Annotated in this window: 30 protein-coding genes and 1 riboswitch; of the genes, 9 read left to right on the forward strand and 21 right to left on the reverse strand. The window is 49.5% G+C overall.

The window, feature by feature from the left end:
• Positions 1–36: 36 nt before the first annotated feature.
• The 3 genes from YC6258_RS25990 to YC6258_RS26000 form a co-directional block, all read right to left on the reverse strand.
• Positions 37–2,196, reverse strand: coding sequence for a hypothetical protein (locus tag YC6258_RS25990; RefSeq protein WP_044619448.1), 2,160 nt, complete (start codon positions 2,194–2,196; stop codon positions 37–39).
• Between the two features lie 36 nt (positions 2,197–2,232).
• Positions 2,233–2,940, reverse strand: a complete 708-nt coding sequence (locus YC6258_RS25995) for a hypothetical protein (protein ID WP_052830597.1) — start codon at positions 2,938–2,940, stop codon at positions 2,233–2,235.
• A gap of 245 nt (positions 2,941–3,185) precedes the next feature.
• Positions 3,186–5,219 (reverse strand): methyl-accepting chemotaxis protein, encoded by a 2,034-nt coding sequence (locus YC6258_RS26000; RefSeq protein WP_044619449.1) that lies wholly within the window; start codon positions 5,217–5,219, stop codon positions 3,186–3,188.
• Positions 5,220–5,357: 138 nt separating this feature from the next.
• Positions 5,358–5,464, forward strand: a riboswitch (TPP riboswitch).
• 65 nt (positions 5,465–5,529) lie between these two features.
• On the opposite strand from YC6258_RS26000, the gene thiC reads away from it, so the two are divergent.
• The 8 genes from thiC (at position 5,530) to YC6258_RS26040 (ending at position 13,188) form a co-directional block, all read left to right on the forward strand.
• The gene (thiC, locus tag YC6258_RS26005) at positions 5,530–7,341 is read left to right on the forward strand and encodes a phosphomethylpyrimidine synthase ThiC (RefSeq protein WP_044619450.1); all 1,812 of its coding nucleotides are present in this window, start codon (positions 5,530–5,532) and stop codon (positions 7,339–7,341) included.
• Positions 7,338–8,381 (forward strand): glycine oxidase ThiO, encoded by a 1,044-nt coding sequence (gene thiO, locus YC6258_RS26010; protein ID WP_044619451.1) that lies wholly within the window; start codon positions 7,338–7,340, stop codon positions 8,379–8,381. The genes thiC and thiO overlap by 4 nt, the downstream gene beginning before the upstream one ends.
• The gene (gene thiS / locus YC6258_RS26015; protein WP_044619452.1) at positions 8,378–8,575 is read left to right on the forward strand and encodes a sulfur carrier protein ThiS; all 198 of its coding nucleotides are present in this window, start codon (positions 8,378–8,380) and stop codon (positions 8,573–8,575) included. The genes thiO and thiS overlap by 4 nt, the downstream gene beginning before the upstream one ends.
• Before the next feature lies 1 nt (position 8,576).
• Positions 8,577–9,359 carry a thiazole synthase gene (locus YC6258_RS26020; RefSeq protein WP_044619453.1) on the forward strand — a complete coding sequence of 261 codons (783 nt, stop codon included), beginning with the start codon at positions 8,577–8,579 and terminating at the stop codon, positions 9,357–9,359.
• On the forward strand, positions 9,360–10,802 hold the full coding sequence (gene thiE, locus YC6258_RS31105) for a thiamine phosphate synthase (protein WP_044619454.1): 1,443 nt from the start codon (positions 9,360–9,362) through the stop codon (positions 10,800–10,802).
• A gap of 714 nt (positions 10,803–11,516) precedes the next feature.
• Positions 11,517–11,930, forward strand: a complete 414-nt coding sequence (locus tag YC6258_RS26030) for a helix-turn-helix domain-containing protein (protein WP_169749033.1) — start codon at positions 11,517–11,519, stop codon at positions 11,928–11,930.
• 113 nt (positions 11,931–12,043) lie between these two features.
• Positions 12,044–12,934, forward strand: coding sequence for a hypothetical protein (locus tag YC6258_RS26035; protein WP_144407750.1), 891 nt, complete (start codon positions 12,044–12,046; stop codon positions 12,932–12,934).
• Between the two features lie 5 nt (positions 12,935–12,939).
• Positions 12,940–13,188, forward strand: a complete 249-nt coding sequence (locus tag YC6258_RS26040) for a hypothetical protein (RefSeq protein ID WP_044619456.1) — start codon at positions 12,940–12,942, stop codon at positions 13,186–13,188.
• A 257-nt stretch (positions 13,189–13,445) separates the two neighbouring features.
• On the opposite strand, the gene YC6258_RS26045 is transcribed toward YC6258_RS26040, so the two are convergent.
• The 17 genes from YC6258_RS26045 to YC6258_RS26120 all read right to left on the reverse strand — a co-directional run bounded on the left by YC6258_RS26045 (position 13,446) and on the right by YC6258_RS26120 (position 20,795).
• Complete coding sequence (locus tag YC6258_RS26045) at positions 13,446–13,820, reverse strand: hypothetical protein (RefSeq protein ID WP_169749034.1); 375 nt, start codon at positions 13,818–13,820, stop codon at positions 13,446–13,448.
• A 59-nt stretch (positions 13,821–13,879) separates the two neighbouring features.
• Positions 13,880–14,149: a hypothetical protein gene (locus YC6258_RS26050; protein ID WP_044619458.1), complete on the reverse strand. Its 270-nt coding sequence runs from the start codon at positions 14,147–14,149 to the stop codon at positions 13,880–13,882.
• A 56-nt stretch (positions 14,150–14,205) separates the two neighbouring features.
• Positions 14,206–14,415, reverse strand: a complete 210-nt coding sequence (locus YC6258_RS26055; RefSeq protein ID WP_044619459.1) for a hypothetical protein — start codon at positions 14,413–14,415, stop codon at positions 14,206–14,208.
• Between the two features lie 97 nt (positions 14,416–14,512).
• A complete protein-coding gene (locus YC6258_RS26060; protein ID WP_044619460.1) occupies positions 14,513–14,752 on the reverse strand; it encodes a RebB family R body protein in 240 nt (79 codons plus the stop codon).
• A 41-nt stretch (positions 14,753–14,793) separates the two neighbouring features.
• On the reverse strand, positions 14,794–15,042 hold the full coding sequence (locus YC6258_RS26065; RefSeq protein ID WP_044619461.1) for a RebB family R body protein: 249 nt from the start codon (positions 15,040–15,042) through the stop codon (positions 14,794–14,796).
• A 49-nt stretch (positions 15,043–15,091) separates the two neighbouring features.
• Entirely contained in the window at positions 15,092–15,328 is a 237-nt protein-coding gene (locus tag YC6258_RS26070; protein WP_211264591.1) for a RebB family R body protein, read from the reverse strand.
• A gap of 34 nt (positions 15,329–15,362) precedes the next feature.
• Positions 15,363–15,587: a RebB family R body protein gene (locus YC6258_RS26075; RefSeq protein WP_044619463.1), complete on the reverse strand. Its 225-nt coding sequence runs from the start codon at positions 15,585–15,587 to the stop codon at positions 15,363–15,365.
• 110 nt (positions 15,588–15,697) lie between these two features.
• A complete protein-coding gene (locus YC6258_RS30455) occupies positions 15,698–15,868 on the reverse strand; it encodes a hypothetical protein (RefSeq protein ID WP_169749035.1) in 171 nt (56 codons plus the stop codon).
• A gap of 78 nt (positions 15,869–15,946) precedes the next feature.
• The gene (locus tag YC6258_RS26080) at positions 15,947–16,501 is read right to left on the reverse strand and encodes a hypothetical protein (RefSeq protein ID WP_044619464.1); all 555 of its coding nucleotides are present in this window, start codon (positions 16,499–16,501) and stop codon (positions 15,947–15,949) included.
• Positions 16,502–16,521: 20 nt separating this feature from the next.
• Positions 16,522–16,824, reverse strand: a complete 303-nt coding sequence (locus YC6258_RS26085; protein ID WP_044619465.1) for a hypothetical protein — start codon at positions 16,822–16,824, stop codon at positions 16,522–16,524.
• A gap of 39 nt (positions 16,825–16,863) precedes the next feature.
• A complete protein-coding gene (locus tag YC6258_RS26090) occupies positions 16,864–17,082 on the reverse strand; it encodes a RebB family R body protein (protein WP_044619466.1) in 219 nt (72 codons plus the stop codon).
• A 124-nt stretch (positions 17,083–17,206) separates the two neighbouring features.
• Positions 17,207–17,512, reverse strand: coding sequence for a hypothetical protein (locus YC6258_RS26095; protein ID WP_052830599.1), 306 nt, complete (start codon positions 17,510–17,512; stop codon positions 17,207–17,209).
• Complete coding sequence (locus YC6258_RS26100; RefSeq protein WP_044619467.1) at positions 17,509–17,877, reverse strand: hypothetical protein; 369 nt, start codon at positions 17,875–17,877, stop codon at positions 17,509–17,511. Before YC6258_RS26100 ends, YC6258_RS26095 begins: the two co-directional genes overlap by 4 nt.
• A gap of 17 nt (positions 17,878–17,894) precedes the next feature.
• On the reverse strand, positions 17,895–18,197 hold the full coding sequence (locus tag YC6258_RS26105; RefSeq protein WP_052830600.1) for a hypothetical protein: 303 nt from the start codon (positions 18,195–18,197) through the stop codon (positions 17,895–17,897).
• The gene (locus tag YC6258_RS26110; RefSeq protein WP_052830601.1) at positions 18,172–18,609 is read right to left on the reverse strand and encodes a hypothetical protein; all 438 of its coding nucleotides are present in this window, start codon (positions 18,607–18,609) and stop codon (positions 18,172–18,174) included. Before YC6258_RS26110 ends, YC6258_RS26105 begins: the two co-directional genes overlap by 26 nt.
• A gap of 4 nt (positions 18,610–18,613) precedes the next feature.
• Positions 18,614–19,591: a sigma 54-interacting transcriptional regulator gene (locus tag YC6258_RS26115; RefSeq protein ID WP_169749036.1), complete on the reverse strand. Its 978-nt coding sequence runs from the start codon at positions 19,589–19,591 to the stop codon at positions 18,614–18,616.
• Positions 19,592–19,817: 226 nt separating this feature from the next.
• Positions 19,818–20,795, reverse strand: a complete 978-nt coding sequence (locus YC6258_RS26120; protein WP_144407751.1) for a GNAT family N-acetyltransferase — start codon at positions 20,793–20,795, stop codon at positions 19,818–19,820.
• Positions 20,796–21,142: 347 nt separating this feature from the next.
• Here YC6258_RS26120 and YC6258_RS26125 point away from each other — a divergent pair, with 347 nt between their 5' ends.
• Positions 21,143–21,997, forward strand: coding sequence for a glycosyl hydrolase family 18 protein (locus tag YC6258_RS26125; protein ID WP_169749037.1), 855 nt, complete (start codon positions 21,143–21,145; stop codon positions 21,995–21,997).
• Between the two features lie 230 nt (positions 21,998–22,227).
• On the opposite strand, the gene YC6258_RS26130 is transcribed toward YC6258_RS26125, so the two are convergent.
• Complete coding sequence (locus YC6258_RS26130) at positions 22,228–23,595, reverse strand: cellulase family glycosylhydrolase (protein ID WP_052830603.1); 1,368 nt, start codon at positions 23,593–23,595, stop codon at positions 22,228–22,230.
• Positions 23,596–23,785: the final 190 nt, after the last annotated feature.

Raw genomic sequence — 23,785 nt, forward strand, 5'->3', positions numbered from 1 at the left:
GCGGTTTTCCTGCGAAAACCTGTAAGAGAGGAGGTTTTAGTTCAACTTCTCATCTTTGGGTTTCTCAGCAAACACTCTGCTTTGCATCAGTTTCTCCATGAGTGTGGCCACTACGGTGCTTTTTGATGCCAGTCCATCGACGGCTTTACCAAGAGACAAGGATTTGGCGAAGTTATCAAAGAAGTGTTCTTCACCACCAACGATATCAATATTGGCTTTCTCAAGGGCTTTGGCCAGAACATCGGCATTATCACGGGCAATTTCCTTGCTCGCGTCAATACTGGCCATGGCTTCCTGGAGCGCCGTTTCCAGCGACATACGGAATTCTTCATGTTCACGGGCCTGGTCACTCATGCTGCCCATGGCACTGAATTTCTCAACCAGACCTTCGGCTTCACCTTTGAATTTCTCACGGATAACTTCGGCTTCGGCCAGACCGATTTCTTTCTGAGCACTGGCTTCTGAACGACCTTTGGCAGCAATAACTTCTGCTTGGGCCATACCGGTACCACGCTGGGCACTGGCTTCTGCATCACCTTTGGCGGCGATGATTTCGGCTTCGGCCATACCCGCTTCACGACGGGCTTTGGCTTCCGCATCACCTTTGGCGGCAATGATTTCAGCTTCGGCCATACCGGCATCGCGCTCGGCTTTGGCTTTGGCATCACCTTTGGCGGCAATGACTTCAGCATCCACCAGACCCACTTCACGCTGCGCTCTGGCTTCGGCTTCGCCTTTGGCGGCCACAACTTTGGCTGCTGCCAGTCCTTCTTTTTCGGAAGCATCGGCTTTGGCTTCGCGCACCTTGGCTTCGGCCAGACCATGAGCGGCTTCTTCAGCCTGTACACCTTCGGCCATTTTCTTCTTGCCATCGGCTTCTTTGGCGGCTTTTTCCAGCTCGGCCTGAGCCATGGTGGTGACTTCCTGAGCCCGGAATTTGGCGGCCTGTTCGTCGGCTTCCGCCGCTTTCACCTGTTTGACTTTCTCTTCTTCGGCCTTGGCTTCTGCAGCCAGTACCTGCACCTGTTTGCGACGATCTGCTTCAGAGACCTCACGAACCTCTTTGATGCGCTCTTCTTCCACTGCCACGGTTTTGTCTACCGCGATACGCTCGCGAATAACATTGGCAATTTCTTTCCTTTCAACTTCAACTGCTTTCTCAGCTTCGATACGCTGCAATTCCACTTCCCGCTCACGGGCAACGATTTCGAGATCACGGGCGCGGGTGACTTTTTCCTCTTCAATGGCAATCGCCCGCAGACGGTTCTGTGTCGCCACTTCGATTTCGCGCTGCTGGTTCTCGCGCTGCACAGCCAGATCCTGTTCAACAGAGATATTGGCAGACTCGGCTTTTTTCCGTTCCTCTTCCTGTACCCGTTTGGTTTCTGCGGTTTCGCGTGCACGAATGGTGGCGATTTCGCGTTCCTGCCGGGCTTCGGCATCTGCCTGCTGACGTTCCAGCTCCAGCATTGCCTCGGTGGTTTCCACATTCTTTTTCTTGATCGCCAGTTCTTCATCACGCTCCAGTACGTTGGTACGAACGTTCTGCGCGGCGGTCAGTTCGGTGATTTTCTTGATACCTTCGGAGTCAAGGATATTGCTTGGATCCAGCGCACCTTTGGGAGTCTGTTCCAGGTAGTCGATGGCAACGTCTTCGAGCACATAACCACTGAGGTCATCACCAATGACCTGAATGATTTTTTCACGGAATTCGATGCGATTTTCGAACAACTGCACAAAGTCAATCTGCTTACCGACGGTCTTCAGTGCTTCTGAAAATTTGGCGGCAAACAGTTCGTATACGGCATCGCGGTCTGATGCTCGCTGAGCACCGACGGTCTTGGCCACCCGCAGCACATCTTCAGCGGTTTCATTAACACGCAAATAGAAGGCGACGGTGATATCGGCCCGCATGTTGTCTTTACAGATCAGACCTTCCTTACCACGACGATCCACTTCCAGGGTAATCAATGAAATTTTCATCAATTCCTTTTTGTGAATGACGGGCAGGACCAGACCACCGGTAAACTTGACCTTGGGCTTGGAACTCAGATCGTTGATGATCAGCGCAGTACCCTGGTCAACCTTGTGATAAAAGGCTTTGATCAGCAGGCCGATGCACAACACGACTATAATGGCGATGCCTATGGCCGCCATTACAAAGCCCATACCCGATAAATCGGCGAAAAACCCCATTAGATTTACTCCTTGTTTGTGGAAAACGTTACCGTATTAATGATGTGCTGATTGTTTCAACACGCCGTTAAATTCCTGTTCCGAGATCACCCGGAAAATATTCTGAGCTTCGACATATTCCAACAGCACCACTCGATCGCCTTTGACAAACGTCTCGTCATTCATAGACCTGACTTTGAGGATCAAACCGGCACCACCATCGTTGAAAAAGGCCTCTCCAAATGTTGCGTCCACGCGACTGGTTCGCACCACAGCGATCTGGCCGGTCAGATGTTTGGCCATATCCTGGTAGGGATCGCTGAATATTTTGCGCAGTGGACGAATAATCATTGCAGAGGGAATAGAAGCAAGATAAAGGGAACACAGAAAAATGATCAGACCCAGCAGGTAATGCACAAGCCCCTGACTGGCAATCGGGTTGAGAATGTAATGAACCGCCAGATAGCTGATGATCCAGCCGAACCATGATAACAATGAGATGACAATGGTCAGCGGAACACCATGAAGACCAAATCTGGACAGGATACCTGCCAGCGACATGTTGGCATCAGCACCATCTGCTGAGCCGTTGCCGTCGGGAAGGTCGACATCAATATCCACAACATCCAGATCGATCAGCCCCAATACCGCAATCAGCCAGAAACACAGGCTCACCCCAAGAAAGAAGGTAAAAATAACGGTCGGGAAAGATCCTATGTTCTGATAAAAAGGATCCATTTTGCTGCTGAGAAAAATAGCGAACACCTTTATCTCCTGATAATGATTGTATCCCTTCGGCCAACTGCATGGTGAATCTGACTACGGGCCATTTCACACTGACAGGCTATCGATATCGCTGATATTGTGAGACTTCAGTCACATTTTTGTCTGACTGAAAATGTACGGCATGCTTACCGTCGCAGTACGGCACCGATATCAACGAAGGACGCAATTAAACTGTATTTCGTTTAAAACTAAAACCCGAAAATCGTGAAAATTTTCAGGTTCATTTATTCCAGCCGGAACAACCGTGTATTTTCTTCCTGTTCACTCGCCAGCCGGCCCAGCGCATTAATATGTTCGAGATTGTCACTGGCACGCCTGGCCACCTCTTCGGCATTGGCAAAAATATCATTGATATGACTGGCCACATCGGTGGAAATCTGCTGCTGCGATTCCGCCGCCTGGTTCATCGATAACACCATGTCCTGCACTGCTGATAATTTTTCACTGATGGTTTTGAGAGAACCATCGGTCGCTTTGGCTTTTTCCACCATCTCGTCAATGCGTCCTACATTCTGATCCATGTGTTCAACCAGCTGATTCGCCAGCGTTTGTAACTGATTGACAACATTGTTGATTTCCAGAGTCGACTCCTGGGTTTTAATTGCCAATGCCCGCACTTCATCAGCCACTACGGCAAATCCTCTGCCCTGTTCGCCGGCCCGGGCGGATTCAATCGCGGCATTCAAAGCCAACAGGTTAGTCTGCTCGGCAATCTTGGCAATCATGGTGACCGCTTTTTCGATTTGCCCGGAGTGTTGCTGAAGGCCAGCCGACATCTGCTGGGCAGAACCGATATTACCGCGAAAGCGGTTAATCAGTTCATTGGTGTTAAGAATACTGTTGATACTGTCTTCGGTTTCGCTGAATAACTGTTTGATTTCTGCCAGAGCCAGTCCCGAGGATTCACACACCGCCTGGGTGGCCTGTTCCATCTGACCGGAGGAAGCAGCGATGTTTTCTGCACTCTGATGCTGGGCGTCCAGGCGAATCTTCAGCCCCTCATCCCGGGTCAGACTGTCTTTAACCAGCTCACCGATATTTCTGGATTTATCGATCAGCGCCCGTAACAGTTGACTCAGATTGGCAACCAGCTCATCGATGCCCTGACCAATATCACCCAGTTCATCCTGTGATGAGAGTTTCAGCCGATGACTCAGATCGCCCTGGCTGGTCAGGGCCAGGAACCCCAAAATACTGTTCATGGGTTGACGGATTTTTCTGATCAGCCAGACAGTCAGGATCACTGAAAATATCACCGATGCCAGCACAGTTATGACGATAATATTTTTGGAATGACTGTACAGCTGCTTCGAATCTGCCCGATTTTGCCGAAGATCAGCGTTTACTACGATATCCACCTGTGCACTGGCGCTGACGATCTGATTGGCAATCTGCGCCAGCTGGATCATGTTTTCGATATTGCGCTGTTGCAGTTGTAATACCGACAGCCGTTGAGCCATCAGGCCCTGCGGGTCATTAACCGTTTTAGTCAACATGGAAACATACGGCGCGTATTTCTCAAATATGATGGCGGACCCCTGCTCAATGGTCTTATAACGGTTCTGAATGAGCATTATCGTCGAGCTGGCACTCTCGATGGTTTCCTGCATGGCTGAGACGTCGTTGATCTGATCCAGTCGGGCCAACTCATTACGCAGCAGGTTGATCTTATCGGCGATGTATTTCTGATTACCCGGTACGGTTTTTTCTTCCGCGGTCAGCTCCTGATAGCCTTTGCGGGCCAGTACTTCGATGACCCGGTCGACCACTTTCATGTCCATGGAAAAGTTCAGCCAGACCTTGCTGTATTCTTCGGCCGCCAACGCATATTGCTGCCGGCTCTGTAACAGCGACTGGCGATCACGCATCTGCGCTTCAGCAATCCGGACCATGTTTTGTACGATGACATCGAGTGCGTCCAGTGCTCCGCTAAAGCCCTCTGACAACAAACTGAAATCACGCAGCTCGGTAACCCGCTGCTGATATTCCTGATAAAGCGTTTGAAATTCGTTCTCATACTGACTGAGCTGATCGGGTCGATATTCAGCATAGTGCTCCGAAACAAGACGATTCATACCCGCCATAGCCATAGACAGTTGCTTGTTCTGATCCAGCACCGGAATGACAGTGTCGTTAATATGATCAATATTATTGTTCATCGAACTCAAAGCATTGAGTGCCTGCCAGGCCAAAAACAATAACAATGCAATAACAATGGCGAAGCCGGCGGTCGTTCGGTTTACAACTGTGATTCTCATTTTTATACCCGAATGTTAATTGTTGTTCTGGCCCAAAACGATCTTTTCAGTATAGATGCTCACGACAGCCTTTGTTGGCCCATTACCCATTTATCGGCCAAGCAATTGACTTCTGTAAGTCCACACTCGTAGACTTGCCCACAACTCTCGGGGAGCCTTGTCCCATGACATGGCTGAGACGCGCAAGCGGACCCGTTGAACCTGATCCGGTTAATACCAGCGTAGGGAAGAGTCAGTCCGTGAAACTCATGCACTTCATATCAGGTTTCATAGGCCGATCCTCAGGTATTAACAAACCAGAGGAGGCAATATGAACCAAGATACCCGTAGTTTTCCCACCACCGTCAGCCGCGATTCATTACCCGGCAGTCGTAAAATCCACGTACCCAGTCCTTACGATCATGGTGTTTCCGTCCCGATGCGGGCCATTGATCTGAGCGATCATTCCACCGTCACCGTCTATGACAGCTCCGGGCCTTACACCGATCCCCAACAGGCAATTGATATCCATCGCGGTCTGCCGGCGGTAAGAGCGGAATGGCTGGATCAGCGCGGCGATGATGAGGCTCACACGGTGACTGCCGGTGATCGCGACACGGAAAAGTTTCCGATCTTTGCCCACCCCCGCATCGTCCGACAGGCACGGGAGGGCGCTAATGTCAGCCAATTGCACTATGCCCGGCGCGGTATCATTACTGCCGAAATGGAGTATGTCGCGGTACGGGAAAATCAGAACCGCGAGCAGTTACGCAGTCAGTTCGACACCGATGAACGCCGGCAGCGTCTGGCCGGACAATCATTTGGAGCCCGACTGCAACCCATAACTCCCGAATTCGTGCGCGCAGAAATTGCCGCCGGTCGCGCCATCATTCCAGCCAATATCAATCATCCGGAACTGGAACCGATGATCATAGGACGGAATTTCCTGGTAAAAGTGAATGCCAATATCGGGAACTCAGCTCTGAATTCCAATATTGCCGAAGAAGTGGAAAAGATGGTCTGGGCCACTCACTGGGGCGCGGATACGGTTATGGATCTTTCCACCGGACAGGACATTCATGAAACCCGCGAATACATCATCCGTAATTCTCCAGTCCCTATCGGTACTGTGCCGCTCTATCAGGCGCTGGAAAAGGTCAACGGTGTGGCGGAGGATCTCAATTGGGAAGTCTTTCGTGACACCCTGATCGAACAGGCAGAACAAGGGGTTGATTACTTTACCATTCACGCCGGCATCCGCCTGGCGGATATCCCCAAAACCGTGGATCGGGTCACCGGTATCGTCTCACGCGGCGGATCAATTATGGCCAAGTGGTGTATTGCCCATCATCAGGAGAGCTTTCTGTACACCCACTTTGAAGACATCTGCGAGATCATGAAACGCTACGATGTCAGCTTTTCCCTCGGTGACGGGCTGCGCCCGGGTTCCCTGGCCGATGCGAACGATGAGGCCCAGTTCAGTGAACTGATTACTCTGGGTGAGCTGACCAAAGTCGCCTGGAAACATGATGTGCAGGTGATGATCGAAGGGCCTGGTCATGTGCCCATGCATCTGATTCAGGAAAACATGGACATGCAACTGAAGCATTGCCATGAAGCGCCGTTTTATACGCTGGGGCCACTGACAACCGATATTGCACCCGGTTACGATCATTTCACCAGTGGTATCGGCGCGGCGATGATCGGTTGGTTTGGTTGTGCCATGCTGTGTTATGTCACCCCCAAAGAACATCTGGGACTGCCCGACCGGAACGATGTCAAAGAAGGCCTGATCACGTACAAAATAGCCGCCCATGCGGCGGATGTGGCCAAGGGTCACCCCGGTGCCCGCTACCGCGATGACATGCTGTCCAAGGCCCGCTTCGAGTTTCGCTGGGAGGATCAGTTCAACCTTGGTCTTGATCCGCTCAGAGCCCGACAGTATCACGATGCCACCCTGCCCAAGCAATCGGCCAAAACCGCGCACTTCTGCTCCATGTGCGGCCCTAAATTCTGTTCCATGAAGATCACCCAGGACGTCCGCGATTTCGCACAACAGGGCATGCAGGAAAAATCCCGCGAGTTCCTCGATGGTGGCAGTGAGATTTACCTTAAGGACGTTGCCGGGGAAGCATCATCATGAATCACATTGCCATCGTGGGTGCCGGCCTGATTGGCCGGGTCATGGCCTGGCAGTTACTCCAGGCCGGTCAGCGGGTGACTCTGTTTGACCGGGATCGGATCGACGGCGACGAGGCTGCCGCATATACCGCCGGCGGGATGATCTCGCCGTTATCGGAGATTGAAGTACTGGAACCGGCATTACTGCAACTGGCCAGACAGTCTCTGCAACTATGGCCGGCGTTGGTGGATTCACTGGGTCAGGAGGTGGATTACCACAATCACGGCTCGCTGATCGTCAGCCATCCTCAGGATGCCGCTGCGCATCAGCGTTATCTGAGGCAGTTACAGCAACACACCGATCCGGCTGCGGCAGAATACTCCTGGCTCAACGCCAGCCAACTGAGTCAGCAGGAACCGGAACTGCTGCCGGGTTTCCAGCAGGCGGTGTTTTTACCGGGTGAAAGCTGGGTCGATCCGGCCCGGCTGATGCCAGCGCTGGCAGAGCGCATTCTGCCACTTTGCGAACACTGGCACAGTGGCTGCGAAGTCACGGCCATCGAGCCTCATACTGTCATCTGTGGGTTGGACAGCCACCGCTTCGATCTGGTGATCGACTGTCGTGGTATGGGTGCCCGGGAAGACCTGCCGGGGCTGCGCGGCGTGCGTGGTGAGGTGGCGCGTTTCCATGCTCCGGACGTCAGACTGACGCATTTGATCCGGCTGATGCACCCGCGCTACTGTCTCTACATCGTGCCGCGTGCGAACCAGCGTTATCTGATTGGTGCCACCCAGATCGAAAGCGAGGATCGCGGACCAGTCACCGTGCGTTCGGCGCTGGAGCTGCTGTCGGCGGTGTACAGCCTGCACAAGGGATTTGCCGAAGCCCGCATAGAGGCATTCAAAACCAACCTGCGTCCGGCCATGCCGGATAACCAACCACTTTTGAGTCTGCAATCCGGACTGATGCGCATCAACGGGCTGTTTCGCCATGGTTTCATGCTGGCACCGGCCATCACCACGCAGGCTCTGCAACAGCTTCAACAGCAAGGTTATCTATGAACATTATCGTCAACGGCAAACAAGAACAGATAACAGAGCATGAAAATCTGCAGCAACTGCTTGAGCGTCAGGGCCTGAGCAGCGGTTTTGCAGTCATGCTGAACCGACAGCTGGTCACCCGCAGCGAGTACGCCAATACCCGGTTTGCGGATCAGGACCAGGTGGACATCATCGTTCCGATGCAGGGAGGCTGATATGTGGCAACTGGCAGATAAAACCCTGGACAGTCACTTACTCATTGGCACAGCCCGCTACCCGTCACCGGAGATCATGATCGACGCCATTCGCGCCAGCGGTGCACAAGTGGCGACCATTTCCATCAAACGGCAGAATCCTCGTGAACGCGGCGGCGATCAGTTCTGGCAGCTGTTGTCGCAGCTGAAACTGCACCTGCTGCCCAATACCGCTCACTGTTATTCTGCCCGCGAGGCCATCGAGACGGCCATGATCGCCAGAGAGTTGTTCGACACCCACTGGATCAAACTGGAAGTGCTGGGCAGCGAGTATCAGCTCAATCCGGATCCATTTGCGCTGGTGGAAGCGGCCAAAGAACTCATTGCTCAGGGCTTTGAGGTGTTTCCATATTGCACTGATGATCTCGCACTGGCCGAGCGCCTGGTGAATCTCGGTTGCCGGATTCTGATGCCCTGGGCCGCTCCCATTGGTACTGGCAAAGGATTGCTGAATCCGTATGCGCTGACCATGCTGCGACAGCGCTTTGCGGACATCACGTTGATTGTCGATGCCGGTATTGGCGTGCCATCCCATGCAGCTCAGGCCATGGAACTGGGCTATGACGGCATTCTGCTCAATACCGCCGTGGCCCAGAGTCATGACCCGATCACCATGGCCAATGCCTTTGCCCACGGCATTGAAGCCGGTCGGCTGGCGAGAACCGCCGGACCGATGGCCGAACAGGACGTTGCCCATCCCTCAACACCGGCCATAGACCGTCCCTTCTGGCATCAGGAGCCTTAAATGCAACCGCAGATATTATGTCTGGCCGCCACCGACAGCAGCGGCATCGCCGGCCTGAATATGGATATCCGCTGTGCCAGCGCGCTGAACGTTCACGCCCGCACGGTGGTGACCGCAACCAGCAGTCAGAATCACCATGGCCTGCTGGACCTCAATCCGGTTCCGGACGACAGCTTTATCAGCCAGCTGCACAGCCACGACGGGGCACCAATACAGGCCATTAAAATCGGTGTCCCTGGCCATGTCCGTCAGCTCTCGCTAACCGCTGACTGGCTGGCCCAACAGCAACGGCCGGTGGTTCTCGATCCGGTATTGACGGCCACTCTGGGCGGAGATTTCTACGATGCACAAGTACTGGCCGGGCTGCGTCAAACGTTGTTACCTCAGGTCACCCTGATCACGCCAAACATTCCGGAAGCCGAACGCTTATGCGATAGCCGGATTCTGACACCGGACGACATGGTCACTGCGGCAAAACAGCTCCTGGAATTCGGCATTCAGGCCGTCCTGCTCAAAGGAGGGCACATGAATGGTCCGTTCTGTTGCGACTATTATGTCGATCAGCAACGCGCTTTCTGGTTGCGGACAACCCGATCCAACGCCAGCAATCAACGTGCTACCGGTTGCCTGCTATCAACCGCTATTGCCTCGGCCCTGGCCCTCGGGTACTCCCTTGCGGATGCTGTGGTGATCGGCAGGATGGCCATCAGTCAGGGTCTGCGTCAGAGTTATGGTCTGACACAGCAGGCCGGTCCGGTCCGGATCGATCATTTTCCCGATCATCCGCAGGATCTGCCGGAACTGTTCGACCACTATTCCGAAGCTACGGTCAGTCCATTTCCGGAATGTGGTCGCGATCTTGGCCTGTACCCGGTAGTCGATGATGTCCGCTGGATTGAACGACTGCTGCCCCTTGGAATCCGGACCATTCAGTTACGTATCAAGGATCAACCGCTCGCACTGGTAGAGCCACAGATCCGTCAGGCAATCGCACTCTGCCGTAACAGCGATTGTCGGCTGTTCATCAATGACTACTGGCAACTGGCCATAGAACATAAAGCCTACGGTGTGCACCTGGGCCAGGAGGACCTGAGCGATGCCAACCTTGCTCAGATCAGGGCCGCCGGGCTGCGTCTTGGCATCAGCAGTCATTGTCATTATGAAGTGGCCCGGGCCAGAAGTCTGAAGCCTTCCTACATTGCCAGCGGTCCAATCTATCCGACCACGTCCAAAATCATGCCCTGGCAGCCGCAGGGTATCGAGGGCCTGAGTTATTGGCGCAAACTGATTCCGCAACCGTTAGTGGCCATCGGTGGCATTCAGGGTGACCGCATCAAAGCCGCCCATCAGGCAGGTGCCGATGGCGTGGCAATGATTTCAGCCATCACCGCAAGCCCATCACCTGAGACAACCGTCAGACACTTGATGACCCTGTTTTCGTAGCTTATCCGAAATCAGCAGGTACATGATTTCTTGAGTATCACAACGGCTGTTTGTTGGTTTATCGAACACGGCAAATCAGCCTCCTGTACTAATTCTGTATTGACCTGTCAGCTTGCTTACTATAGCTGTCACAGGTGAATTGTTCTGGTTGCAATCTTACTGTCAGACACCCCATGACAGACAGAATACGTCATTGAAGTATGATAATTACCAAATGCAGGTATTTTTCCATCTTCAGCGGACATTTCTGCAACAATCAGAAGCGGTCAATCCATGAATGAATTTCCAGACAAAACAATAACAACCGGCTATTCATCAAAAACGACGAATACCATAAAAATCATAAAAACCGTTTTATTGAATCCATTATTTTCACGACAACCATTACTGGAGAATATCTATGTACAGGCACACGTCACTGGTCACCTTTATCATTTCCGGATCACCCCTGGTCGATAAAGTATGGCGTCATATCGGTAATGTTTTTCATCATGAAGTCTATGATTCCATGTCTGATTTCTTAATGAGAGGCACAAAAAAACTTCAGCACTGATCGTCGGTTGTGAGGAAGATTTCCACACTGGGCAACACACGCTGGAACAACAACATCACACCTCACTGATCGTCAACCTGCTCACAACCACCATCAGAATCGTTGGTGAACTGTCAGGCGAACAAGTTGATCCGCTGGTGATGATCTGCCAGCACATTTTAATGTCGTTAGCGATCTGCTCATCTCCCTTTCCGCTGGATGCCATTCATGCCGCCCCCTCACTATCCACCGCCAGCATCATCAAACAGCAGCAGTTAATTCAAAGTACCTGCGACTACCTGTTCAGAAATCTGGATAAGACACATACGTTATCGTCCATTTGCAAAGTCATGCACACCAATAAAAACACACTGTCACTCGCCTTCAAACAACAACTGAACATGGGCGTCTCCAGTTGGCTGCGAAAGAAACGCATGGAAAAAGCCAGAGAGTTGCTACTGACCACAGATATGAATATTCAGGAAATCTCCAATCAGGTCGGATATTCAGATCAGGCCAATTTCTCGACCACGTTTAAGGCTTTTTATCATCACAGCCCTCTGCAACTGCGCAAACAGGATCAGCATGATGAATGATGGCATGTTTATCGCGTGGTTTTTGTAAATCCGATTACCCGCGGTGGCGAACCAGGTTTACCGCCAACGATGGCGCATTTCTGCCAGTACCGCGGGCCAAAAAAGAGGACAATATGACGTTTGATTACCTGCATACTCTGACGGTCATAAAACAGTGCCATGACAACGATCCGGCTCTGCGCGACCGTCACAACCTGACAGCATGGTCGAAAACGGCCGCACTCGCTCAATTACAGGCACACGGTCTGGCTATTGCCGCAGTGGTGATCGATCAGCTGAGCCACCAGTTCAGCCAGGTTCTGGAGATAACGGCGCGATTAAACCAGACGCCAGGCAACCAGCCTCCCTGCGATGAGCTGATGCAGATATTCAACCGCTACTATTGCTGGCTGAGCCGGCAAGGCGAAGGGTTGTCAGCTCTGGAAATCCAGCAGAACTGGGAAAACTGGTTGCCGGATTCTGATCCAACAGATCTCTGCAGCGGTCATCGTGACGCGTCCGATGATAATATCAGTGAAGGCAGGCACGATGATCCCGGCTTCCTCACCCTCAACCGTTACATCGACGACATCGTGACCTTTGCCAGGCAAAACAGCTACCAGGATCCTCTTCCAGATGATGCATTCATCGATCATTGGTCGAATGCCATAAAGAAACTGTGTCTGCTGGCGGAACGACTAAAAGTATCGTTGCCGGTAAAACTCAAAACCACGCTACAACAGGCTGCGGCGCTTTATCCGATCGTGACCAGTGGCGCGACGAACCTGTTTATCGCCGCCCCGGACCCGGAAGCGGCTAAACACTGGTTTGACTATCAGCAGGAATATCACGCACGACAGGACCAATTACTGAACCTCGAACGGGTCATGAACTGGAGTGAACGGTTTTATCGGCATCTGCTGCATCAGGTACCGGTACTGCCAATTCCGTGGCCGGTTCGTGATCGCGAAACGCCTGACGAGGACAACTCTGATACTGACTCACATCCCATCATGTTTTTATAGTCACCATGTCACATCGCACGTTTGACACCACAACCCGATTTGATCGTTTTGGCTGGTACTGGCAGCCAGAACAATGGTTGACAGAAATGTCTCCAGCAGATGTCCGCAAGGCCACCGGAAACGCAGTTGATCTCGACGAGCTGGAAAAAACCTTGCAAGACAGAGTCGAACAACAAAAACAACTGGTTGACTCATTCACACAACACTCAGCGGTAGCATCCAGGACGGATAAGACGTCAGATGAGAACCCATAATATCCAGGGATACGATTAATCCGACAAAAATACTCGCCGGGTTATTATAAAATCTTTGAATGCGCACAATTTGTGTTGAGTGACTGCTGCGTTCGAGTCTGTAGGAATGTATTCACGGCAGGTAGTAAACATGAAAACCGGATGAAGGCGGAACTGTAGAGTCGCTATCCGTCTTCATCAGCATATGGCAGAGAACAGCCACGAACAACGACATGGTCACGATTTGAAATACATCGTTGCAATGCTCACTGAACGGCCTACTTTTTCAGATCAAAATATTGATTGAATATTTGCCGTCCCAACTTGGCACTCACAAGTGTGCTGCCTTCTATAATTTTGTTTTGGCGATCATTTGGAACAGTCCATTCGTCCGTTCGAACGCTGCCGATAATTTTATTGAACTCTTCGCCCATACCCGGATTCTGCAACCACTTGGCGTAAGCACTCCCTATTACCACCATATCGATTGTACTCTGGCTTTTGAAACCATCCACCTCATTCTGAGCGGAGAATGCAATGGACTGTGCCACGGCTGCCGCCGCTGCCTCCAGTGGACTGACACCCTCAAAATGGTTTTCTTCATCAGCAGTGTTCGTTTCCCGGTCTTCCGGTTTTTTGTCTGTTTCGGACATCATCGCCCCCTCGCTGCATGCTCCATGATTCAATTACCCTGGTAAATTCCAATCGCGATTCATGAACTCTGCTTATCTTTTTTCTGTTGCATGGCCATGTTCACCTGATATAGAAATTGAATCATATCCTTCAGACCATCGGTATCAATGGTGGACTGCAACGTTGTAGATTCAATCGAAGTGATCGGCGGAGCCAGATTGATGGACATGCTCAACTGGTTTTGATTCTGGTTGTAACATAACGACCATTTTCCCGGCGATCTTCCATCCATATCATTAAATGGAGCGCTGAGACAGTTGGAAATATCCTGCGTCTTATTGGTTGTCATGATATCTCTCCATACATGTTTAGGGTAAATACTCTGTCAATATATTCAATTCCAGATTATGAACCCAGAATTTTATTACACGTCTGTACCATTGCAGAATTCGCCAACGTCTGAGAAGCATATTGATTGGAGGTATTATTCAGCATCGATAATGTCAGTGCATTGACCAACCCTCCCATGGACAACACTTGCAGCGTTTTGTTGCTTTGAGTCTGAAGTTCATCGTTTATCTGCGACGAATCACTAATGTAATCTTTATCTGCCATAACCATCACTCCGATACGGTTAAGATTTGATTAAAATCTGTCTGATAATTATGGAGAAACGTCCCGAGGGACGTTTTTCCACATCGGTCGCCTGGTGTTACTTGTTCTGTGAAAACAATTTAGTCACACCGAGGGTAGTGGCAGCCTGATAGCTGACATTGGCCTGTTGCTGAGCATACACCGCATTCGCTGCAGCCATTGCAACAGAGTTACCAATAGTCTGGTACAAACTACCCATTGCCATCGCCGGTGCTTCTGCCAGCACTTTGGTATTGGCTATAGTAACCGCATCTACAACTGCGCCATTTACCGCTGTCGGTTGAGTTGCTTCACTCATGGTATCCTCCCGTCAAAACCAAATTTGATCTCACTCAGGGGTTATTTATTTTGCTCAAACAATTTGGTCACACCCAGCGTGCTGGAAGCCTGATAACCAACATTCGCCTGCTGCTGTGCATACACTGCGTTGGCAGCCGCCATGGCAACAGAGTTACCGATAGTTTGATACAAACTGCCCATCGCCATCGCCGGCGCTTCTGCCAGTACTTTGGTATTGGCGATAGTAACCGCATCTACAACGGCACCGTTGACTTCAGTTGGCTGAGTGGATTGAGTTGCATTAGCCATAGTATTTTCTCCTGAAAATGTTTTTTTCGATCATTGTTAATTTAGTACATTAACTCTTATTGTCACTAAACAGCTTTGTTACTCCTAAAACTCCTGTAGACTGATAAGTCATCCATCCCTGCTGCTGCGCATACACTGCATTGGCAGCGCCCATCGCTACAGAATTTCCAATAGTCTGATACAGACTACCCATCGCCATCGCCGGAGCGACTGCATTGACCTGTGCGTTTGTTGCTGCGACAGAATCAACCACGGCACCATTGAGTGAACTTGGTTGCGTCATCATGTTTCTCCCGAAATTTGACTGCGGTTACCGGGTACTAACCGTTTTGAGAAAACAGCTTCATAACTCCCAACGTGGTCGCCGCTTGATAAGCAACATTAGCCTGTTGCTGCGCATACACTGCATTAGCTGCAGCCATTGCCACCGAATTACCAATGGTTTGATACAAACTTCCCATCGCCATCGCTGGCGCTTCGGCAACAACTTTGGTATTCGCAATCGTAATCGAGTCGACTACCGCGCCATTCACCGAATCGGACATAACAGACCTCCTCTGTTATCAAATGAAGTATTAAAAACAAACCCCGTTTTGCGGGATCTGAATAGTCTTTTTCACATAACATGCCAACATTAAAAATTTTATCGGTACGGCTAAGCTACTGATAAACATAGGGTTTTCAGCGCGGCCATTTTGATGGCAGATGTTCGCTCAAAAATGAGTTGGCCTGGTTCATCCATTACCTGGAAATGCCGGGTGATATCCGTCCAGCTTTTAACGGAAATAAAGATACGAATGAAAATACCCGAAACGAGAGCATTCATTATTTCTTTCCCGGTAGTATGTTGTAGACGTGGATAAACGATTGAGAGTCAGCCTGGAAAGCTAAAAAAACAGTATCGTCAAAGCGATATGGGATAGTGAAATCTTGCCGGCAATGGCAGTCCGGTTATATCGGACTTTTCCATAATGAAGCCGTAACGTCTGAATATCAGCGCGAGATTTGGATTAATCAGTGTCGTCACCAAAGCGATACAACCTTCAGATAACGCCAGTCCGAGAATATTATCGAGTGTTTGATGGATCAGCGACTCCACAAATATCATGGCTTGTTTCGGATCCAGAGGAGCAAACAAACCGTACGTATCCGGAAGAATACCAAGATAACCAATATACAATCTTCGCTTCCAGGTCATAATCACCAGTTCGGAGCAGGTTTGTTGTTTGGTTAATTTCAGAGTTTGCCAGAACAAAGTGGCATCCCTCTGTGTCACAAATTCCCGGACTCTGTGGAGTCGGGATGCCAGACAGTAGCTCAGCAGATCCTGATAGATACGCGGCCGCTGTTTCTGAAGGGTATGAAAATCGCACTCCACCTGATTACGCATGCTCACCCCCAACTGTTGTTCCAGACGATCAACCGGCAATAAGGAATATGGCAGCGAGAAAACACTCATCACTGATTATTGTTATCCCGTTATTTGTACATTGACAGAATATTAGCGTCTACCTGAACCGGCTGTTGCGGATCCGGATCATCATTAATCAGTGGCTCGCTGCTATTAAATAACTTTTGTTGCTGTTCATATATTTTTTGCGCATTAATGGCTGAAACGGCTTTTTCCGGCTGACCGATAACATTTGGGAATGCCATTTTTACCGGCTGAAATGGCTCGATAGCAAACAGTGATAGCGAGTGCTGTAACAGTTCATCACCCTGTTTTACCATTTTCTGTGCCTGCTGTGTGGAGGCCTTCTCCAAGGGATTTTGTGCTTTCATTGTCATCTCCATGCAGTTGTAGTGATTGGCGGATAAAAATCAGAATCTATCAAACGCATACTTCAGACCGACTACGACGGATGCCTGATAACTGATATTCGCCTGCTGCTGGGCAAATACCTGGTTCATGGCCGCCATTCCAATGTTGTAGGCAATACTTTGATACTGGCTGCCCATTGCCATGGCGGGTGACATTCCCACAGTCAATGCATTCACCATCGATATACTTTGCGCAACGGCGGAAGAAATGTTGTTCATATTTTTCTCCTAACAGAGTAAATCACTGTTAACCTGATCATGTGGAGTCAGGTTAATTTAAACCGGTCGAAAACAGCCGGGTTAAAATCGCTCATGGCATTTATCATCCATACGATCAGTGGTTTCAGGGTTTCAGATCTTTGAGAACAGAGGCTCCCGCCTCCCCCACTTTAATCAGATTTTCAGAAACAAACGTAATCGTCTTGGTTGCACTTTCGATAATTTCCTTATATTCCACCATCGCCGGATTAGCCAGCCAGCTGGCAGACGCAACACCAATCACAGTGGTTTCTATGGTATTGATATTTTTGAGCAGGTCCGCAGCACTTTGAACTGCCAGGGCAACAGACTGATTCACATGAGGTTGAATCAGCTCCTGGGCTGAATTGCCATCATCACTGCTGGCATCCTGACCACTTGTATCACTCATTCGAAGCCTGCCTGTGCTTCAGTCAGCAATTGATCGACATTCTTTTGAAACCCGGACATATAAGCGTCTGTTTTTTCAGGTTTATTAAACCCCGTGATCAATAAGCTGACCGCTTGCAGTCCCTTCACATAAGCGGAATCAGATTCAAGTATCTCCAGTACCGATGATTGACCTGTTGCAGAACTGTCCGCCACGCTTTGCACCAGGACGCAGTTTTCGTCCCATTGTTTTTGAGCCTCATCGGCCGCAGTAACAACCGCCCCTTTCAGTTGTTTGCTCACTTCAATAAACTGCTTGAACGAAGCCTGCTGCTGTTGCTCAAACTGATTGGCATCCGCTACGATCTGACTGATTGAAACACTCATCCAGTGGTCCTCCCGAGTCAATGATTCCCGGTATATTGGGCCATTTGCTGCTGCAGCAGCTCGTGCATTCTGGCAAACTGATCCTGCATTTGAACGAAGTATTCCGAATAATCTCCGCTATAATTACTTTGCAGACTTTGCCGAAAAAGTTGATCGGCATCGAGCAGCCATTGTGGTGGCTCAATGACTGGAGATTCAACTGCGGCGTAACGATTGCCGGGTATCTCCGTTTCAGTTTCCGGAATTTCGCTGACGGAATCACAAGTGTAATTACCCCGCTCATCTTTATATGCATCAAACATCAGTGCCGGTCGAGTCATGGTCGTTTTCCTCCGGATGATTATGCTGATCTGCCAAAGGCATTTTCAGACTGTTTTGCATCGTTTGATTGATTCGTTCGATCACAACATCCAGGTGAACCAGATTTGTTGTCTGAAGATCTGTAACATCTTCCAACACATTATCACGTTCATCTGCTTCATCCTTTTGCGGTGGTACAGATGTGTCCGGCTGGGATGAAGAATGCTGTTGTTTTCGTTTCTGACTCTGCAACTGCTGTACCATAAGGCTCAGTTTTTCCTGTTGTTGCAGCATAATCTGTAACAACAGATCGTCGGCTTCCTCGCGCAATTGATTGATCTGTTGCATGCCTTGTTGCCGACTGTCAGTCTGGCCTGACTGAACGGCATCCACAATTTGTGGAATGAACCCGGTATTGTTATCTTCAGACATTCTGCTACCTCACGATGTGTATCTGCGCCATTCTCCGTTCAATAACCTTACGGTGAACTCCCAGCAGCCTGGCTGCTTCTGACTTATTACCGTGACTGATCTCAACGGCCTGCTCAATCAGCGCATCGTAAATGGTTTTGAGTTTGTTGGTGATCGGCATATCAATAATTTCTTTGGCCACTCTGGTTGCACAGTCAACCGGTTCCGCTACCATGGCGAGCTGTCTAATGGTATCCGCAGATACATACTGGTTATCTGCCAATACCGCCAGCTTGTCGATAGTGTTCTTTAGCTGACGAATATTTCCCGGCCACTCCGATGATTGCAGTAACTGCAGCGCACAGGGAGCCAAAGTAATCCTTCCTGACGACATGGCAAAACATCGCGCCAATAATGGAATATCATCCCGACGTTGATGTAACGAAGGAATCGCCACTTCAAACAGGTTTAATCGATACCACAGATCCTCACGAAATTCTTTTCCTTCAACCAATTGTTCCAGACTCTGGTGCGATGCACTGACAATACGCCCGGTAAAATCAAGCACTTCACTGCCGCCTATTCGGGAAAACTTCCGGCTTTCGAGTACTCGTAGCAATTTTGCCTGATGCATCAGAGGCAACTCGGCTATTTCATCCAGAAACAATGTTCCTTCATTAGCCTGATAAAAAAATCCGTGCTGTTTCCGGTCCGCTCCGGTAAACGATCCCTTTTCATGCCCAAAAAATAATGATTCGAACAAACTCTCCGGAATCGCACCACAGTTCACACAGACAATTTTTCCGAGTCGGCCGCTTAGTTGATGAATGGCGCTGGCAAATAACTCTTTGCCGGTACCTGTTTCGCCATTAAGAAATACAGCCCCATCACTGGCGGATATTTTTTTAAGATAGCCAGCCAACTTTATCATTATGGGATTTTGACTGACTATTCCCGGCAATATCTCAGGGAAGACCTCTGTAAAATCTGACCTTGAATTCACATCTGATCTCCTCATTCAGTAAATGAACTCACATTTTTATGGTTAGCCCCTATTAATACTTTTGAAATCGTCCTTATTTTTTTTGATTCTGTCACAAAATATTTTTTCCTGGAAAATACTGATTTTCCTGTTTACCCAATGCGTCCATCCGGGTGAGCAATATTGGATAGATTCAGCCAATTCGGTAATGCTACAACGCGTAAAAACAGTGGCTGAATCAACACCGCTATTTTGGAGAAAATGGTTCAAGCAAAATTCCCGAATTCATTTTATCAAGTAGACTAACAAGATCATGGTAGAGCATGATTTCACTTTTGACCGGCCCACTGTAGTAGAAAACTTCTTGTTCTGAAGGTGGCAAAGCACGAAAATGCAACGCTCTAAAATTCAACTTTCGTATTGCTTTATTGGATGACACATTAAAACTGAATACTTTAGCGTAGCAACAATTCATATTCAGGTATTGCCTGGCAACTCGCATAAGTATTCTCACGGCTTTGGGTCCATACCCTCTGCATTGAAAGTCTTTACCAATCCAGTAGTAGAAAAAACCGATCCCCTCATAAACCAGGATGCTGACCGAACCGACAAATCCATACTCATCATGTATGACTGCAAATAACCTGCGCTCCACTTCCTGCTGGCAGCCGTGCAACCATCCAATCCAATGCTGCGCAGACTGAAAAGCCGGCAGATTACATAAGCGGGCAATCTGCGGGTCTGCATACTGCCAGCCAAAATCGCTGACATGATGATAGGCCAACGGAGTCAGACTGATCTCATCACAACGAAGCTCCCTCTGCGCCATTGGCAAGGTATCCAGGCATTGTTGAATACTGTTGCGAGCAGCCTGGGCATCTTGCCGCTGATCACCATCCAGCCGCTTCAGCGCCCGTGTATAAAATCCCATCTGTGCTTCTATCAAACTGATTTCAACTGCTGACGCCTGCCAAAGCCCTTGTTGGTACCACCCGAGAAGCAAGGGCCAGTCACCGAGGTATCTGGCCAGCGCAACTGTTTTTGTTATCTGTGCTTCAGTCAGCTGATATCTGCCAGCCCATTTGCGGATGGTTTGCATCAATATAAACCGTTCATCCGTCGATACTTCAGGCTGTTGCAACTGAAACAGCTTACCCAGTACCTCATCCGGTGCCTGGCGCATTATTGCCTGTTGTCTGGGTGTTATAGAAGATGAGGATGACACGACCACTCCTGGATTGTTTGCTGACTTTCCCCATCGAGCAACGCCTGTGCCACTGCACAACGGCAGAATTTCAGGCTGTTTTTATAATCGAAGGTCGCAATCGGCCATCACATTGATTTTCTCTGGTGTGATACAGCCGGCTGACAGAATGACATCTTTCAGTTTGGCAAACAGGTCGTTCGTGTGAATGGTGTGAATACTTTAAATATCACCAACTTGTTCTATGCTTGCTGAGTCGATGCGGTATGTGGAACAAATGTGAGTCTGGCGTTTTATTTGCTTCTGCAATGATACATATTATCAACACCACTCGGTTCAGTCTGACTGATCGATACGGGAGCAAAACAATGAAAGAACCCTTAATATTTGGATATCTCGAAAGCTGGGCCAATCCCGGCATAACCTTTACTCAAGCCGCCCGCAACGGCTATAACGCTATCGTCATGGCATTCGGCACTATCAATGGCAGTCAGGTTTCCATCTATGACAATCAGTTCGTACCTTCTGGTAACCAGATTGCCCAAGACATCGCCGGCGCCAAAGCGGCCGGTGCCCGACAGATCATCTGTTCCTTCGGTGGAGGTAACAATACTTATCTACCCGATAACGCGGCAGTTGATGAGCTGGCGGCTAATATTATTCTGTTCCTGAAGCAATATGGATTTACCGGTATCGACTTTGATCTTGAGATCAATACCAGCGATAGTTATCTTGATAATTTATGCGCAGCTATCCGGTCTCAGGCACCGGATATAATCATCACCGGTGCACCGCAGATCAATCAGGCAACTCCCGAGACCAATCTTTATCTGGTGACTACGGCGCATTATCAGGATTATCAGCTGGCCATCAATAACAAACGATTCGATTATCTGTTAGTACAGGCCTATAACAACCCATCACCGGAACTCAAGATGTTGGGAGAGAGTAATGTCGAATTCATTTCCACGAGCTTTAGAAATCTGAAACTGTCTGTTCCGGATGAAACACTGATCGTCATCGGTGAACCGGCAGCAAAAATCAGTGCCGGTTTCAGCATATTTACCGAAAGTGATCCTTCAGCGGATATCTACCAGAAAATAGCCGCTCAATATGAAGCGATTAAATCGGACCCTCAGTTTGGCGGGGCAATGATCTGGAATATTAATCAGGATGCCGCCAACAACGATCTGTTTATCAAAAGTGTCAAATCGCTGATATAGCCGGGATTTATTAAAACACACGCGACCTTGGGTGTAAGTCTCTGGATTTTTCGCCGATATTACTCAGCGACTTACCCTTCATTTTATCGATAAGATCGCTTTGTTTGAAATCCAAAAAGGCTTCGGCTGTCTGATCAGGTTTTCATGGTAATGACTGACAGATGATCAGAGGGAAAAAGCCCCGAAATCGGGGCTTCACGCAACTACTTATCAAGCAAATCAATTGCCGTTTATAAAGGCGTCAGGCTGAACCAATTCAGATTCCAGCCCCCTTGTGGAACGGCGATACCGAAGTCCTGCATCCCGGCCGATAAGTAAACGTCCATTGTCACGGTTGTCCAGGACTGCCAGCCTCCGGTAACAGGAATCTGGACACTGCCATAGACGTGTCCTCCGCCGGCGCGCTCCAGTTGAAGTCTCCCCTGGCTGGAGGCCGCCGCTACCCGAAATGACACCCGGTAGGTACCCGATTTCGGAACGTTAATATTGAGGTAAGACAGCCAGTCGCCAGTGTCGATCCAACCGACATTCTGGCCACCATTCTGGTCGGTGGTTGTTTCTACATCAGTACCCGACTGGTAGCTGAAATTTTCGGCTTCGACTTTAATGGTATTTCCTTCATTACCATCCCCCCATTTACTGACAATATCTTTGGTCAGTTGGCCGGAGGCGGTAAGACTGCCATTGCTGTTGAAAACAGATGCACCTTCCGCTTTATCATTCCACGCCCAGTTGGCATGACTGATGTGGTTGGCTTTCAGGAAATTCATCCAGGCATATGTTTCGTCATAGTGTACGCCACCGTCGCCATTGGCATTAATAGAACCCCATTCTGTCACGAACAGCGCGATACCGTTATTCAGTGCAGTTTGCGCTTTATCGCGCAGCCATTGTTGATGGTCACCAGCGTAAAAATGCAACGTGTACGCAACGTTGGGACGATTGATGCGATTATAAGAAGCGATATCGACATCCTGAGACCAGTTGGGAGTTCCCATGATAATCAGATTGTCCGGGTCAATTGCGCGAATACTGTCGATGAGACTTTCGGCGTAAGGCTTCAGTATGTTGTCCCAGGAAACGGCTTTGGGTTCATTATAAAGTTCATAAATAACGTTGTTGTAGCCACCCCATTTTCCGGCAACTGTCTGGAAAAACGATCGTGGCAGATCCCAGTTTTCATGCGCTCTGTGGCTGTGATAATCGACGATGACATACATGTCGTTATCAATGGCAGCCTGAATAACGGCATCCAGCCGGGACATATTTCCCCACCAGTCCTGGTCCAGACCGCCGGTACCTTCGCCTTGTCCTATTGCCGCACGTACTATCGTGGCGCCAAACTCCTGTTTCATGCGTCTGACGTTTTCGGCATTATAAAATTTATCTCCACCCCATCCGGTATTACTCCAGAACAGGCTGTTTCCGGCAAGGCTGCGAGCCGAGCCACCTACCAGTACTTTGTTACCCTGTACGGACAAGGGTGCAACTGCCAGACTATGCGCCGAAAGCAACATGGCAGGAATCAATAATGCACCCGGTACAACCCGTTTCATAATTTTCTTTGCTGAGGCAGAACACCAGCTGAGTATCGTCATTTTTTTCTCCTTTGTGTGCAGGTTTGCCGTCCAAAAACTAAAAACCTATAGCCGGCATGATCATTTCTACATCTATATTTACTTATCTGACTTACTTTTAGGCTGAACGAACCACGCATCGTTCTTTAAGATTCCCGACTCACCAAATCCAGGCATTCAAATAAGTCATCCTGATCATTTTGAATACCTT

This window comes from Gynuella sunshinyii YC6258 (genome assembly GCF_000940805.1).
In the GTDB taxonomy this organism is placed as follows: domain Bacteria; phylum Pseudomonadota; class Gammaproteobacteria; order Pseudomonadales; family Natronospirillaceae; genus Gynuella; species Gynuella sunshinyii.